Here is a 201-nt window from a genome sequence, read left to right as displayed (position 1 = left end):
TAACGGTACCGGTACGACGCCGATCGGAATGCTCGCCCGCAGCTGTCTTTGCTCCAACCAGCCGGTGGCGTCGCTGTAGTGATACACGCGACCCTCGCGCAGAATCCGGTCAGGATCGATAGTGGAAACCGGGCCGGGGACATGCTGTTGGCGTGCCTCGACCATGTCCCACAGATACCCCTCCGGGTCGTCGATGAACGC

At 62.7% G+C, this 201-nt stretch carries 1 protein-coding gene; it reads right to left on the bottom strand.

What is annotated here, in order from left to right; genetic code table 11:
* A partial coding sequence (locus RZA67_RS16470; RefSeq protein ID WP_317214141.1) for a hypothetical protein occupies positions 1-201 on the bottom strand: 201 nt, incomplete at both ends.

Origin of the sequence: Stenotrophomonas sp. C3(2023) (assembly GCF_032911385.1) — a bacterium.
GTDB lineage: Bacteria > Pseudomonadota > Gammaproteobacteria > Xanthomonadales > Xanthomonadaceae > Stenotrophomonas.
Note: the sequence above shows the minus strand (reverse complement) of the source record. Positions and strands in the feature narration are given on the sequence as shown.